The 15964-nt window shown below is 37.5% G+C and carries 13 protein-coding genes; 3 read left to right on the top strand and 10 right to left on the bottom strand.

Annotated elements, in window-relative coordinates; translation table 11 throughout:
• Window positions 1–128: 128 nt before the first annotated feature.
• The 8 genes from H4J75_RS16695 to tyrS form a co-directional block, all read right to left on the bottom strand.
• Window positions 129–650 carry a nitrous oxide reductase accessory protein NosL gene (locus tag H4J75_RS16695; protein WP_182216769.1) on the bottom strand — a complete coding sequence of 174 codons (522 nt, stop codon included), beginning with the start codon at window positions 648–650 and terminating at the stop codon, window positions 129–131.
• Window positions 650–1468, bottom strand: coding sequence for an ABC transporter permease (locus tag H4J75_RS16690; protein WP_182216767.1), 819 nt, complete (start codon window positions 1466–1468; stop codon window positions 650–652). Before H4J75_RS16690 ends, H4J75_RS16695 begins: the two co-directional genes overlap by 1 nt.
• Window positions 1468–2424: an ABC transporter ATP-binding protein gene (locus tag H4J75_RS16685; protein ID WP_182222747.1), complete on the bottom strand. Its 957-nt coding sequence runs from the start codon at window positions 2422–2424 to the stop codon at window positions 1468–1470. The genes H4J75_RS16690 and H4J75_RS16685 overlap by 1 nt, the downstream gene beginning before the upstream one ends.
• A gap of 12 nt (window positions 2425–2436) precedes the next feature.
• Window positions 2437–3804 carry a nitrous oxide reductase family maturation protein NosD gene (locus H4J75_RS16680; protein WP_404842497.1) on the bottom strand — a complete coding sequence of 456 codons (1368 nt, stop codon included), beginning with the start codon at window positions 3802–3804 and terminating at the stop codon, window positions 2437–2439.
• Between the two features lie 155 nt (window positions 3805–3959).
• Window positions 3960–5849 (bottom strand): TAT-dependent nitrous-oxide reductase, encoded by a 1890-nt coding sequence (nosZ, locus tag H4J75_RS16675; RefSeq protein ID WP_182216762.1) that lies wholly within the window; start codon window positions 5847–5849, stop codon window positions 3960–3962.
• Between the two features lie 71 nt (window positions 5850–5920).
• Window positions 5921–8053 carry a transcriptional regulator NosR gene (gene nosR, locus H4J75_RS16670; RefSeq protein ID WP_182222745.1) on the bottom strand — a complete coding sequence of 711 codons (2133 nt, stop codon included), beginning with the start codon at window positions 8051–8053 and terminating at the stop codon, window positions 5921–5923.
• Window positions 8054–8482: 429 nt separating this feature from the next.
• Entirely contained in the window at window positions 8483–8749 is a 267-nt protein-coding gene (locus tag H4J75_RS16665) for a hypothetical protein (RefSeq protein WP_070375611.1), read from the bottom strand.
• Between the two features lie 364 nt (window positions 8750–9113).
• On the bottom strand, window positions 9114–10319 hold the full coding sequence (gene tyrS, locus H4J75_RS16660; protein ID WP_182222759.1) for a tyrosine--tRNA ligase: 1206 nt from the start codon (window positions 10317–10319) through the stop codon (window positions 9114–9116).
• Between the two features lie 237 nt (window positions 10320–10556).
• On the opposite strand from tyrS, the gene H4J75_RS16655 reads away from it, so the two are divergent.
• From H4J75_RS16655 to H4J75_RS16645, 3 genes are all read left to right on the top strand, one after another.
• The gene (locus H4J75_RS16655; protein WP_182222744.1) at window positions 10557–11951 is read left to right on the top strand and encodes an OapA family protein; all 1395 of its coding nucleotides are present in this window, start codon (window positions 10557–10559) and stop codon (window positions 11949–11951) included.
• A gap of 34 nt (window positions 11952–11985) precedes the next feature.
• Window positions 11986–13110, top strand: a complete 1125-nt coding sequence (locus tag H4J75_RS16650; protein ID WP_182222743.1) for an anhydro-N-acetylmuramic acid kinase — start codon at window positions 11986–11988, stop codon at window positions 13108–13110.
• Window positions 13111–13273: 163 nt separating this feature from the next.
• The gene (locus H4J75_RS16645; protein ID WP_070375607.1) at window positions 13274–13465 is read left to right on the top strand and encodes a hypothetical protein; all 192 of its coding nucleotides are present in this window, start codon (window positions 13274–13276) and stop codon (window positions 13463–13465) included.
• 84 nt (window positions 13466–13549) lie between these two features.
• Here H4J75_RS16645 and H4J75_RS16640 read toward each other — a convergent pair whose 3' ends face one another.
• Both H4J75_RS16640 and H4J75_RS16635 read right to left on the bottom strand, forming a co-directional pair.
• Window positions 13550–13828 (bottom strand): hypothetical protein, encoded by a 279-nt coding sequence (locus H4J75_RS16640; RefSeq protein WP_182216753.1) that lies wholly within the window; start codon window positions 13826–13828, stop codon window positions 13550–13552.
• Window positions 13829–13925: 97 nt separating this feature from the next.
• On the bottom strand, window positions 13926–15533 hold the full coding sequence (locus H4J75_RS16635) for a methyl-accepting chemotaxis protein (protein WP_182216751.1): 1608 nt from the start codon (window positions 15531–15533) through the stop codon (window positions 13926–13928).
• Window positions 15534–15964 lie beyond the last annotated feature (431 nt).

Genomic DNA, 15964 nt, shown 5'->3' with positions numbered 1-15964 from the left:
GGCTATTTTTAATCAAGAATAAAAGGCATAGATAATGAAAAGGATAACTTTAGCCTACCCTGCTGAAAAAAAATTACAACTATTTGCGCAAGTAATAAAATAACAGCAGAGCGTTTTGTGTAAATAGCTTACATCAACACAGATAAATCAACTTGGGTAAAATTAATGACCTTACCACCAAATTCAGCTGCAAAGGTTTGCGCATCTTTTTGTTTACTAAAACTTGCCAGCGTTTTACCCATCGCACCTGTTTTAATTGAGCCAGCAACAAACCATGCGTTGCGGGCATCAATAAAGTATTGGTCATTTGGTGTTTTCCACGGTGATTTACTCATATCGTGTACTAATATGGTGGTAACATTTCGCTTATTCTCAGGGTCTAAGTAAAAGCTAAACATATCGCGAGTCGAGCAAAACTTTTTCACACTATCGCCTTCCGCTTTAGTAAGACCCTTTCTAAATAATTCCCCTTTAGGACCACTAAAGTTTGAAATTAACATACCACACAAATGACATTCATCGGCTGTTTCTATCGCCACGGCTTCATGTAACGATTGGGCGACCTCGTCATTTTTAGAACACGCAGACAGCAGTGCTGCCAACAATAGGGTTATCAATAAAAGGGGTAAGCTAGGCTTTAAAATATTCATTAGAGTGTTTTTTTCCTAAAAATAAAAATGGCAATAATGATAGGTACCATGACCCATGCCAGTAAAATGCTAAATAATTGCCCTTGTGACAGACTCGATTTTATTGCAATCGCTAAAGCGCCATTAACGTCACCACTATCAAGGCCGGCAAGATTTACTAATCTAAATATATCGGCTGGATTTAGCATCATTAATTGGGTAAGTCCCTGCTGGCTAATACCTTGTTCCACACCGACCAATAACGCCAGCAACGCTAAATCAAAAACTAACGCAAAGAAAAACCAAGTGATTAAAGCAAAACCCGCTGCTTTTGATTTTTCACTTACCGATAAACTGATCAAATAAGCGATGGCAGTAAAACTTAAACCTAATAAAACAGCACTCCCAATAAAGGTAGCAAAAACATTAAAAACGGCACTATCGTTTAGTTGATAATATAAGATTAGCGCCGACGAGCCAAAGCCCAAAAGGGTTGCAAGTGCAATAATACCGCCTTGTCCTAAAAACTTACCTAATAACAGTTGGCTTTTACTTAAGGGATAAGTCAACAATAATAACAAGGTGCCGCTTTCTTGTTCACCCACAAAACTGTCGTAACTGAGCAGTAATGCAATGAGTGGAATAAGAAATACCGCTAAACTGGCCAGACTCGCTATCGTTGTTGATAAAGAGGTTACGCCTACTGTCCCTGACGCTGCAGCACCAAAATAGGTCAAACCAATAGACAAAATAGCAAAAATAACAGTAATTGACACTAGCCAACGGTTACGTAAACCATCATGAAATTCTTTGTTGGCAACGGCTAATATTTGTTTCATTAGCGGGGCTCCTTAGCGGTATTTTTATTATCGACATGGTCAGCTAAATGGCGTGATAAATAAAATTGATAAACTTGCTCTAAATTGGCCGAATCAACTCTGACATCTTTAATCGCTTGATAACTCAGTAACTGACGCAAGGTCGCTAATTTATCTTGCTCAGGTACCGTCAGTAAATCACCATGATTTTTATCTACTAAAAATTTAGCCAATTTAGGATCGCCTTGAAGCGAACCATTTAAACCTTCAACTTTGATGGTGACGGGCAAGGCGGCGGCTTGGCGTAACTCTTCTAAAGAGCCCATAGCAAGCACTTTGCCGGAAGATAATATCATCGCTCGGTCAATATGTTGTTCAACACCGGGTAAAACGTGTGAACATAAAATAACACTGGTTCCTTGGCTTTTTAGATCATCAACCGTTTTATAAAAATCAGCGGTTGCCATAGGATCTAAGCCAACAGTGGGTTCATCAAGCAACAACAGAGCTGGATTGCCGATAAAAGCCTGTGCTAACCCTAAACGTTGCCTCATTCCTTTTGAATACGTTTTAACTTGCCGCTTCATGGCATGAGCAACCCCAACTTGCTCGAGTAAAGCCATTGCATGTTTTTTGTCAAAGCCCTTAAGTTTAGCAAAATAACTAAGCACTTCTAAACCGGTTAATTGCTCATAAAAACTAACATTTTCAGGTAAATAACCAATTTTAGCGCGCATGTGCCAAGCTTCTTTAGAATCTGGTGCCATCCCCATCACTTTAACATTGCCATGACTTGGCGTAATAACGCCAAGAATAAGCTTCATCATGGTGGTTTTGCCCGCACCATTATGACCAAAAAGTCCTAAGACTTCTCCCTGTGAAAGTTGCATATCAACAGAGTCTAGTGCTGTTAATTTGGGATATTTTTTACCCACGTTAGTTAGTTTAACCAGAGGTGTTTTGTCTGTAGTGTTCATCAATTTATATCCTTAATGCTCTGCACGTTGCACAACAGCAGATTGATTATCTGCCGTGTCAGTTTTTAGTGCCTCGGCATTAATCTTTTGTACCCTTGAGAAATTTTCATCTGTATTTCGGTGATGTGGTGAGGACATCAACGGAAAACTGTCTTTCACACCGGGTGGTTTTAGTACTGGAAATTGACGTTGCACCCATCGCAGAATAATAATCGCGGGGCTGTCCATTAGCATTTTCATTTCTGGGTATTGCCAAACTAATTTGTCGATACCATCGTTTGGTTCAAACATAACATCGCCAATGTTATCGTTATTCATATCCCAGCCGAGGTAATTACTCCAGTAATTACCTTTACCCGCTAAGCTCCACTCTTGCTTTTTATTGGAAACGTACTTAACTTGTGTCGGGTTATTAATAAAACTGTTACCGTAAATTTTAATATTTTCTGAACCAGCCGTTAAATGAATGCCTATTTCAGCGCCTTCGACAAGATTGTTTTTTAAAGTGTTATAACCTGAATTATAAACAAAGAGCCCTTTACCATCACGGCCTAATACTTTATTTTCAGGCTTTGTCCAAACACGTTTAACAATATTATTGCTGATAGTTGACTGTGTTATATAATTAAATAAAAAGCCATAATCTTCACTGTCTATCGTTGTATTCCCGCTGATAATTAATCGCCTAGAGCTCATTAGCGCATAGCCAGCTCGCGTGTTATAAGCAAAATTATTAATTACCGAATTGTCGTATGAATACATATAATGAATGCCATATCGTAAGTCGTGCAGAGTATTATTTTCTAAAATATTCTCTTGACTAGAAATAATATAAAGCCCATCACGGGTGTTAAATATTTCATTGCCTCGGACTTCAGCATGTTTCACGATAGAAAGCTGAATACCGTTACCTCTATCGGCTGAGCGTAAGCTCAAATTACCTTCAACAGTATTATTAAGGACTTTTATGTGTTCGCTTTTTTGTAACCAAATACCAAAGCCATCACCTTTAAGCTTGTTGTTTTTAATCACTATATGGCTGGATTTTTTTTCAGAATAAATAGCAGAATGTTGCTCAGTAAGGTTACTTCCCCAATTAACTATGGTGAGATTTTTTATGGTGATGTTAGAGTTTTTCAGTAGCAAAGCATGACCATCACCTTGCGCATCAATAATCACTTTGCCTAAGTCATCACGCTGGGCTGAAAGTGTAATCGAATGTTCAATAATGAAGTTGCCTAAATAACGACCGGGAGTAAGAATAACAACATCACCATCAACGGCTTTATCAAGCTGTTGTTGTAAATTATCTTGTGGCGTCAGCTTAATATTTTCAGCGCAAAGCGGCTTAATAAAAAGACAAAACACACTAATAAATATAAACACTGATTTGCATTTTACCAAGAGACAACCACCAAAAATCAATAATATTTGTAAGTAAAAAAAGCATATCACCTTTTAATGATATGCCCTTGATCTGGATTAACTTCGTTAAACGTTAAGTCTATTAAAACTAAAATGTACTTAACTTAGTACTAAGCTTCAACCAACATACGACCGCGCATTTCCATGTGTAATGCATGACAGAACCAATTACAGTAATACCAATAAACACCGGGTTTATTTGCCATAAAAGTAATAGAAGCAGTCGCTTGTGGACCAATTTCCATTTGAGCGCCGTGATCAGTCATACAAAAACCGTGGGTTACATCTTCTACTTGGTCGAGGTTAGTGACGATAACAGTTACTTCATCACCTAACTTCACTTTAAATTCAGTCATACCGTAAGTTGGCGCGATTGAGGTCATGTAAACGCGTACTTTTTTACCATCACGAATAATTTTATTTTCAGAGTACACATCTACGCCATCACGTTTTGCTATAGCAATTGTTTCTGCAAACATTGGATCCGTACGAGGCCACAATTTTAATGGTTTCATTTTAGTGCGGTGTACCATCATACAATCATGTGGTTCAGCAAATGCAGGTCCATCGTGAACAATTTTCATTTCGTCACCTGAAATGTCAATTAATTGATCGTTTTCTGGACGTAAAGGACCAACAGGTAAAAATCTGTCTTTAGAAAACTTACATAAAGAGACTAACCATTTACCATCAGCATCACGTGTTTCTCCCATTGTTGTATGGTTGTGACCGGGTTGATAATGAACATCTAGTTTTTGACGAATATAGTTCACTTTCTTACCATTGTGGGCATCAATAGCATCTTGAACATTCCACTTAGCAATTTGGCTATCAAGAAATAATGTTGTGTACGCATTACCTTTGTTATCAAATGCGGTATGAAGTGGGCCTAAACCTAATTCTGGTTCCGCAATAATCGTATCACGTGGTTTAATTTCATCAGCGAATAATGCATCTAATTTTTTAATTGAGATGATTGAAACGGTCGGTGATAATTTACCGTTAGCGATGAAATACTCACCATTAGGTGACGTGTTCAAACCATGTGGTGATTTAGGAACCGGAATATAACGCGTTAATTGAGAGCCTTTACGACCATCTAAAACAGGTACATTGTTGCCATTATAAGTTTTGAATTTACCTGCCTTAACTGCAGCTTCACAACGCGCTAGACTAAATACAACAACATGATCGCGTTCAGATGTGATCATTTCACCCAAGCTCATCCCCATTTCTGAGTTGTAACATGTAGATGCAAAATATTTTCCATCATAATCAGCGTCGGTGTTATCTAAGTTACCATCAACGATGACTTGGAAAGCCATTTCCATCGTTTCCGCATCAATCACGTTATATATTGAACGATAAGTACTTACATCTTCTAAAGAGGCTTTACCATCATTGACAATTGGCACCTCAAACTCGCCATTACATACTATGTATTTTGTATAGGGTACTTTTTGTACACGTAAACCGTGAATTGCTTGTGTATTAGGAACGGTAAGCATTTTATCCGTTTTCATCACATCACATCGAATGCGTGCTACACGTGTATTTGATTTATCGTTAATGAAAACATATTTACCGTTATAACGACCGTCAGTCATACTCATATGAGGGTGATGCGTATCGCCAACCATAATATTGGCACTGTCGCCTTTAATACGTTTAGACTCGTTTGTTAAGCCCCAACCAGTCGCACTATCAATGTTAAAGACAGGAATACGCATTAACTCACGCATTGATGGAATACCCATAATACGTACTTCACCAGATTGACCACCTGACCAAAAACCATAATACTCATCTAAATCACCAGGATGAACAAACGGATCACTGCCGGCATCTTTAGCACGAGCTTGTGCCATTGATGAAAACATAGCTGCCGTCATTGGAGCAGCAACAACACCAGCACCTAATATCGCTGTTTTACCAAAAAACTTACGTCTACCTTCGTTCTCTAACTCTACGTTATTAGAGCTTTTATCGTCATTACTCATTACTTTTCTCCATTATGGTTAATTTTTTTAATATTGATTCCAACACTTGCTTGTATACTTTTATTTACTTGCTAACCGACATTTACTGCTTCTATTTCTGTTTCTTTATACTTTGCTTTTTTGCGTGCTAATTTTTTCAATGGTGGACATTTCTCATCGTTAAAGTAAGTGACTTGGCAGTCGAGACAATAGTGACACTCGCGCATATTGATCACGCCATTAGGGTCTATCGCTTGAATTTCACACTCTTTAGCACAGGTTTTACAAGGCTGACCACATTCAGGGCGACGACGTAACCAGCTAAATAAACGAATACTATTACTGGTTGATAATGCAGCGCCTAATGGGCACAAATAACGACAAAAGAATTTGCGATTAAAGATATTGATAATCAAGAGTACTGATGCATATAAAACAAATGGCCATTCTCTATCAAATTTTAATAAGAACGTTGTTTTAAAAGGTTCAACTTCAGCGAAATGTTCAGCCAGTGATAATGATTCCATCGACAAACCAAAAAGTGCTAATAGAATCAGATATTTAATGGCCCATAATCTTTCATGCACGGCCCAAGGTAATTCAAATTGTGGTATTTTTATGTAGCGAGCAAAGATATTCATCAACTCTTGTAAAGCGCCAAATGGGCACAACCAGCCACAATAAACCGCCCGGCCCCATAAAATCATGGTAACGGCTGCCGCTCCCCATAAAATAAATATAATCGGGTCGAGTAAGAATAAATCCCACGAAAAATCAGACATTAAGGCTTGTAAGAAAGTAAATACATTGACCACAGACAACTGGCCACCCCATGACCAACCAATAAAGACGACAGTAATAATCAAAAACAAATGACGGAAGTTGTGCATAAAAGTTGGGTGGCGTACCAATATATCTTGAAAAAACAAACTCATGACAACGACAGCAAGTAAAATAATCAAGATAATGACTTCAGCTTCTTTCTCTTGCCAAACTTCTTGAATCAAGGTTAACTCTGGCTCAGGATAAATAAGAGCTGGACGGTCAACATACTTATCTAATGTGTGATAATCGCCTTTGAAAGAGGTAAATAAGCTATCGACTGCGCCTAATTGGCGGCGAACAAGTAACTCCACCTGCCAATCAACACCGGGGTTAAACTGGTGCTCGGCACGGACAATAAATAATGACATTTCTTTAAATCTAGGTGCGCCAGCAATATAAAGATCAGTAACACGGTTATGATCTAAATCACGAAAGGCAAAAGCTTCGTTATTTTGTAGTATTTGAATACGATCAAAAATACCGCCACGCACATAACCCGACCCTTTATAAGAATAGCCATTTCCCAGCATAATAATGGCATGTTCACCCTCTTTAAGGCTTGCCATTAACCATTGATATTCACTATCGCCTAATAAGTTACGACCCACCGTTGGGATATCAGCCTGAGCAAAGTAAATTTCAGCAAACAGCTGTTGTTTCTGCTCTGCACTTGCTTCATCAACATGCTCAACTCTAGTCCCCGCAAACGCTTCATCAACTATTTTTCTATTTAAGGCTAATTTTCGAATGGAGCCGTCACCAAGAAGTCCTTGCCAATCAAGCTTTTGATAGACATCTGGGTATATTCTGGACATAGGTTGAATAATGTCTTGGCTAGCTTTAATAATACCTAAAGAACGAGCGACTTTTGTTGCCGCTTTAGTAATTGCTACATTCATCACCATGACAGTAACAGTTGCACCAGAAAGCCCATCGATATGAATAACGCCTTCCTTGTTATTGCCACCGACCTTTAATCTGTCACTTACGTTTAAACCATTATATTGATCAGCAAATTCATACAGTTTACTTTCAGGGATGCCAGCAAGAATAATAGGTTCATGATGCTCTAGAACTTTAGCTCCCAAATAAACACCTGCTGGGCTAATGGCGACTAACATATTGACTGGCTCACCAGAATAAGCTGGCATTTTAGCTAAGTCGTTTGTTTCAAAAGCATAGCCAATAATGTCTTTGTCTTTATATATGGTCCAAATTAACGGTTCACCTTGCTTATCTGATATTGATGTTGCTTCTGGGAATATTTCATGGATAAGTGGAATAGGGTCTTTAGGCGGGCTAACAAACAAAGCTTGTGCAGGCATTACTACAGATAAAAATATCGAAAGCATTAATAGCAAACTGTTAATTTTAGATGTCTTTACTCTATTCTTAGCCATGACTTAACATTCTTTTATTTAATTTTAATTCAGTAAACCTAAAGGTACTACTGCGACAATATGTCGCATATATTACGCTCACGGTTAAACAGTGATCTGATGTAGATCAATAAACAAAAGAAAAATAACCCTCCAAAATATAGGGTTAAAGAAACATTAGTATCAGGAAAGGTAACAACTAGCGTCGTAGAATATCTGCAGTGGCTGTAGAGTGATAACGGTGGTGTTTCAATTTAGGTAATCGATAATCGAGGTTAGTTTAGGGGCAGAACTCTACTGGCAGCGGATAATAATGACGATGATGGTTATGGTATCAATGGTGGTTATGGCAGCAATGGTGTCATTACTAGCAATACTAGCAATGCAGAATAAAAGTTAGTTTAGAAGCAGAACTCTACTGGCAGCAGATAAAGTCGACAACTAGTATCACTATCGTATATTGATATCTGGTGTAGTATTAATGTCGCCATCTTCGCTTATAGTTGCTGGTGTACCATTTTTTAAAACAAGAACAGCAGTACTGCCACTCGATGTAAACCGGGTAAAGCGGAGTTCATAGCCATATTTAGTTAAACTTAGTGCAGCAAAACGTTGAGCTAACGTTAATTTTTTCCAATTATTATCAGATTCAAACTCACTGTCATCAAAATATTGTCGCCGTTCGATTAAATTATTTCTCTCGGGTTTATTTTCCATAGTGCGGCTCAATACTGTATTTAATATTTGGTTCAACAAAATAACAACTCGACAACTTTAATGAGTGGGATTTATCGGTTAACAACCTTAACTCGACACTTAAATTAAGCACAAATTATTCCAAGATTAAAATATTGTTATTTAACAAATAGATAGGGATGAAGCATTCTGTAGTTACGACTAGATTTAGCGTTAGTGTAAAAAAAATTGACGAATAATTATTAAGCAATCATGCTGGATTTTATTACTGAGATAATAAATAAAAGTCATTATGATTTTAGCGTAAAACACCTGACTCTTTAATGCACTGATAAAAAAGCCAGTAATAAATACTGGCTTATACATAGGTTATAAATATGTGAGGTTATTTTACTGTTACTTTAGCAAATTTACGTTTGCCAACTTGGTAAATAGCCGTAGTCCCCGAAGCAATACGTAACTTGCTGTCGGTAATTTTTTCACCTTCAATTTTAGCCGCCCCTTGCTTAATCATTCGCATGGCATCTGAAGTACTCGCTACTAAGCCCGCTTCTTTTAGTAGGTTAGCAATAGCGATGTCACCACTGTCATCGGCTATCTGAACTAATTTATCCTCAATTTCATCAGGCATTGCGCCTTTTTGAAAACGATTAATAAATTCTTGATGTGCCGCCTCAGCCGCTTCATCATCATGAAAACGAGCAATTAACTCTTTGGCTAAATCGATTTTTACATCGCGAGGGTTCATTCCTTCAGCAATTTTTGTTTTATAGCCAGCAATTTCTTCCATTGGCTTAAAACTCAACAGTTCATAATAGCGCCACATCAATACATCAGAAATAGACATTATTTTACCAAACATTTCTGTTGGGCTATCCGTTATACCAATATAGTTATTAAGCGACTTAGACATTTTCTGTACACCGTCTAACCCCTCTAAAAGAGGCATCATTAAGACCGTTTGCGGTCGTTGCCCCTCTGATTTTTGTAATTCGCGCCCCATTAACAAATTAAATTTCTGATCAGTGCCACCTAGCTCAACATCAGCCTCTAAGGCTACAGAATCCCAGCCCTGAACGAGAGGATACATAAACTCATGAATGGCAATAGATTGACCGCTGGTGTAACGTTTTTTGAAATCATCACGTTCCATCATACGGGCAACCGTCTGACGAGATGCCAGTTTTAACATACCAGCAGCGCCTAGCTTATCCATCCAGGTAGAGTTAAAAGCAACCGTTGTTTTAGCTGGGTCTAGAATTTTAAAAACTTGTTCTTTATAAGTTTCAGCATTTGCCAGCACGTCTTCTCTTGTTAACGCTTTACGCGTAACATTTTTACCGGTTGGATCACCTATCATGCCAGTGAAGTCGCCAATTAAGAAAATAACTTCATGGCCAAGTTGTTGAAACTGACGCAACTTATTAATTAAGACCGTATGACCTAGATGCAAGTCTGGTGCTGTAGGGTCAAACCCTGCTTTAATTTTTAGTGGCTTTCCCGTTTTTAATTTTTCTAGTAATTCACTCTCTAGCAAAATTTCTTCTGCACCACGCTTAATTTCAGCAAACGCTTGGCTGACATCAGTCATCGACTTAGCTCCAAAAAATATAATCATAATTTATTGCTCGATTCTACTGCAATAATGCCTTGGGTGAAAAGCCTTAAGTTAATATTTAGGGCAATTGTTCTATTTTTTAATTATTGCAGCTTGTTTTTCAAGGAAGAAGTGCCGCTGAGTCCCCGAGATCACTCACCTTTACGGTAATTAAATTTTACTCAAGGCTATTTTTTGATATAGTAAACGATAGCTATCGTATTAAGATACATGAAATTAGGTTGTAGTCTGTTGAAAAACATAAAAAAATTCTATTTACAGTTACCAAAACCGCATAGGGTAATTATTAGCTCATTCAGCATAATTGTGTTGTTGTTACTCCTTATTCCTTCGGAAAAGGCAACAGCCAGTCGTCAATTGACAGATACGTCACTAGAAATAGGTAAACGTTACGCATTAGCTTTACCTGAAGTTGAAGTTGAAGATATCTCCTTAGACACGCCTGCTAGCAATATCGAATCATCAATAAATAAAGAAAATATAACGGCACCTATTAACAGTGAAGAAGAGACACTAACCTGGAAAAAAGCAAAAGTACGCAGTGGTGACTCTCTTGCCAAAGTATTTAAACGCCTTGGCTATAGCGCGAGAACAACATACGACGTGAGCTCAGCAAAAGGTGACTACAGTAAATTATTGAAAAAAATTAATGTTGGTGATGTCTTTCATATAGGCCAAAACGCAGCAGGAGAGCTAGCAGTACTGACCTACCCTTTATCAAAAACAGAAACCTTATATGTAAAACTAATTGATGATGGCAGTTACCAATCAAGTAAAGAAACCAAAACGGTAGAAATTCGAGAAACTATTGCCCACGGTGTTATAAAAAGTAATTTTTGGAATGCTGGTATTGAATCAGGTTTAAACGATGCACAAATAATTAACCTTGCTAATATTTTTGGTTGGGATATCGATTTTGCCTTAGATATTCGTGAAGGGGATAGTTTTCATGTTGTTTTTGAAAATCGATATGTCGATGGCGATCATATAGGTACAGGTAAGATTCTTGCCGCTGAATTTATTAATAAAGATGATCCTTTTCAAGCCATTCGCTTTACAGACGGCGAATATTATTCTCCTGATGGCAGAAGTATGCGCAAAGCTTTTTTACGTGCGCCGGTAAACTTTAGGTATATTAGTTCAAATTTCAAACCAAAGCGTTTTCACCCTATTCAAAAGCGCTGGAAAGCTCATCGTGGTACTGATTACCGTGCAAATAAAGGTACACCTGTTGTAGCTGCAGGTAATGGGAAAGTGACCCATTCAACCTATAACAAATATAATGGTAATTACGTATTTATTCAGCATGGTAATGGCATTGAGACTAAATATTTACACTTTTCAAAACGAAATGTTAAAAAAGGGCAACGGGTAAAGCAAGGTGACGTTATTGGTTATGTCGGCTCAACTGGCATGTCAGAAGCATCACATTTACATTATGAATTTTTACTTAATGGCGTTCACCGTAATCCAAGAACGGTAAAGTTACCTGATGCTAAACCCATTAATAAGAAATATGCTGCTGAGTTTTCGGTATTATCAAGCCAACGCTTAATGGAACTTTCAGGCTCTAGACAAGCTTTGTTGGCGATGCAGACGCATTAACCCTCTTTAGCCCAATAATAATTAGCGAGTATAAATGACAAAAGCTACGTTTTATATTGGGTTAATGTCTGGCACTAGTGCCGATGGAATTGACTTAGCCCTTGTTGACTTTACTAGTGGAAGTGCCGAACTAGTTGCTAGTTATTATCAAGCATATGACAATATCACTCGACAAAAAATCACTGAGCTTTATCTACCCAATCATAACGAAATAGACAGAGCCTTTTCACTTGATATTACTCTTGCCCATCAATTTAGTGAGGCAATAAGTACACTATTAGACAAAGAAAACTTAGTAGCTGCTGATATTATTGCTATTGGTAATCACGGTCAAACCATTCGACATCGCCCAACTCAAAGCTCTGCTATTGAAGCGCCTTTTACTTTACAAATAGGCTGCAATCAAACGTTAGCGGTATTAACCGGCATTAGAGTTATTGGTGACTTTAGAACAAAAGATATTGCCTTAGGTGGACAAGGTGCTCCTTTAGTCCCTGCATTTCACCAATTCTTATTACCTGCCACTGAAAAAGAAACTTTTTTAGTGAATATAGGCGGCATAGCTAATATCACTTTTTTGCCTAAAAAAAACTCGTCTAAAAGTGTATTAGGCTTTGATACCGGCCCAGGGAACGCTCTTTTAGATGCATGGTGCTTTGAACACTCAGGAAAGAGATTTGACAATAACGGCGACTGGGGAAGCTCTGGAACGATTAACCAAGCACTATTAATACAGTTACTAAGTGATGACTACTTTTTGTTATCAGCCCCCAAAAGTACAGGCCGTGAATATTTTACCTTGCAATGGTTAGCGCCCTTTCTCACCCCATTACAAATAAGCGCTGTCGACGTACAAGCAACCCTCACCGCCTTAACTGCTTGTTCTATAGCCGCCGACATTAAAAAAACATCAAATTCAGCAGATGTATATTTATGCGGAGGAGGAATCGATAATAATTTTTGTTATAAGCTTATAAAGCAAGAGCTTAACAACTTCAATGTTAATAAGATACATTCACTAAAGCTGAATAATAACGCACTTGAAGCAATGGCATTTGCTTGGCTCGCATTCGCTTATGACAAAAAAATCTATGGAAATATCCCAGCAGTAACAGGGGCTAGAAAGTCAACAGTACTCGGCTGTGAGTTTTTTGCCTAATTCACTCTAGACCTAAGTCACTTTATCTTTATAATAAAATATTACCTGTTTAAGTAAACATGCTCATTTAGCAGATTAATTGAACTAAACAATCTATTGTAAATCTAAATAACATAGGGTTTATTTATCAATGTCAACACAGCAATTTAGGCGAGGAGGTTCAATGGAATTTCATGATATTCATATTGGTATGAAATGCGGTAGTAAAAAAGGTAGTGGTACAGTCACCTGGATTGACGGTTCAACGCGCACTATTTATATGGCAAATACAGAAGAAAACAATAGCTTTGAAGTGGACTTTGAAGAAATCATAGAAGACCCTCAAGCACATAATAATACTGACGCCTATTATTAATCACTATGGTGACCCATTACATAAAATAAAAAGCCTCTTTTTAAAGAGGCTTTTTATTCGATAATAAACTTTTATTTCAATAGGTTAACCGCCAACCTTCAAATTGGGTAAGTTAGTATTTGCAATCGTCGATAATACAAGTGAGACCATAAAAAAGAAGAATGTTGTTGCCCCTATCGTCGCTCGAAACACCTCATCATTGTTCTCTGAAAACGTTAAAACTCCGCCAAAAACCATGGCAAGCATAAAACAAATAATGCCAGTAACCTTAGCCAATTTTTGTAAAAAACCTTTTTTGGTTTGTGTTAACTCTGTAGTTATTTCTTTGCTTGTGCAATTTTCGCCATTTTTATGTGCTGACATCGTAGAACTCTCCTCAATGATCAATAACCGTATAATAAAACAACACGTTGATCATAATTAAACACCGCCATTTTTTGTTAAATATAACGGCTAAATATTACATTTTAAATTGTGATAATTGCTGATTAAGCTCGTAAGCTAACTCGAGTAACTGTTCACTTATCTCTTTACCACGTATCGCATCTTTACTTGATTTTTCTGCAACGTCACTAATATTGACAACATTGACATTAATTTCGTCAGCCGCTAAATTTTGTTGCTGTGCTGCACTAGCAATTTGTGTGTTTAAATCATCAAGCTCTGTTATTTGCGACGTTATTTCCACTAATAAACTGGCTACATTCGTTACATCTTCTGCCTTTTCATTTGCCTGCTGACTAACATCATTCATAGAGTTAACCGCATTACTGGCATCGACTTGTAATCCCCTAATCGTTAACTGGATTTGGTCAATAGACTCTCTGGTACGCGTGGCTAATGAGCGCACTTCATCGGCAACCACTGCAAAGCCTCGCCCTTGCTCTCCGGCTCTTGCTGCTTCAATAGCGGCATTCAATGCCAATAAATTGGTTTGTTCGGCAATACTGGTTATTACTTCTAAAACACCTCCTACTTCATGAGTTTTGTCGCTTAATGCAGCTATCATAGCGGTATTATCAATTACCTTATCACGCAATAAACCAATGCCATCTTTAGCATTTTCAACTAATTCCAGGCCTTGCGTTGCTTTTTCTCGTACCGACAGTGAATTCTCAGCGGCGGTTTGAGTATTACGATGTACTTCACTCGCAGATGTATCTAGTTCATTAATTGCAGCGGCTACAGAGTCGGTGCCGTTCTTTTGTTCAAGCACAGCCGCACGCATTAAATTCGATATTTCATCAACACTTTTTGCTGAATCAATTAATTTGTCTGTTGTTGATGAGATGGATAAAAAACTTGTTCTAAATTTTTGCATCATGCTATTCAATGCCACACTTACTGCACCTAATTCATCATCATGATGTACTTTGATTTCTTTGTTCAAATCTAAATTATGTTCTACATCGTTAATGGTTTTTCTAAGTCGTTTGAGGCGACTAAAAATCAATTTTTTTATGGTTAAACTTAATAACCAAAAGCTAACAACAGTGATAACTAACTGTAGGATCGCTGCTTGAGTTATAGAACTCATAATTTGCTGGTCAACTTTAGACAGATCATAGGTCACCTTTACCGCGCCTAATATTTCATTTTCTTTGACTTGATGACAGGTTAAACAGTTAGTGCCACGGTAATCTGAACTGGCACGAATAGGCGAAATAAAACTCATCATTCGCTTACCGTCACGTTCAAAAACATCAAACGCTTTAGTGCCGTTTATACCTTGTTGTTCAAAATTACCGACCGCTTTTTGATCAGCAAAACCGTCACCAAAAATAGCCGTTAAAGCAGGCGCTCGAATAATACGTGCCTCAACAATTTCATCTTGGCTCTGTATTTTATTTTGTATTAACTGACGATTTACTATTGTCCCGGTTAACATCATAGTATTCACAGAGTCAAAATAATTAAGTGCTAAACTTTCTAGGTTACGTTCAACAAAATTTTCACTGAGCTCTTTTTCATCATAATAAAAGAATATGACTGTGGTACTTAAGAACGCTATTGCGATAAGTACTAATGCAGCATTAATCTTTACTGCCAATGATAGTGTAGAAAACATTGTGTTCATGAACCCGATAGTTAAAAGTCATTAAAGTGTAAATTATTATCATAATAAAACTTTGATTTACTTTAACAATCGAGCATATATTTTTATCTATTTATGATAAAACCAACCGTTTTATAACTCATCGCTTTACTTATTTATTATCTTCATAGATCGAGGGCAATTGTAGAAATGGAATAAACATGGAAACCGTTAAATACAATCGGAAACTGGAATGATTACGTTTAAGCGCAGTATCTGCCACAAAGCGGTCTAAATTTACGAATAAAAATCATCCTTCGTAACGATCTCTTTGATACGATATAGTCCTTTAAGTCTGAATAAACCTATAATTAGGATGTTCAGATCATGTGCCTATTTCATACGAATATTGATACGATATCATTTCGATGGTTACCGCTTTACTTTCGATGTATTAGGTACGC

It is taken from the genome of Colwellia sp. BRX10-1 (genome assembly GCF_014077545.1).
Taxonomy (GTDB): domain Bacteria; phylum Pseudomonadota; class Gammaproteobacteria; order Enterobacterales; family Alteromonadaceae; genus Colwellia_A.
The sequence above is the reverse complement of the archived record's forward strand: the minus strand, read 5'-3'. Positions and strand labels throughout refer to the sequence as shown.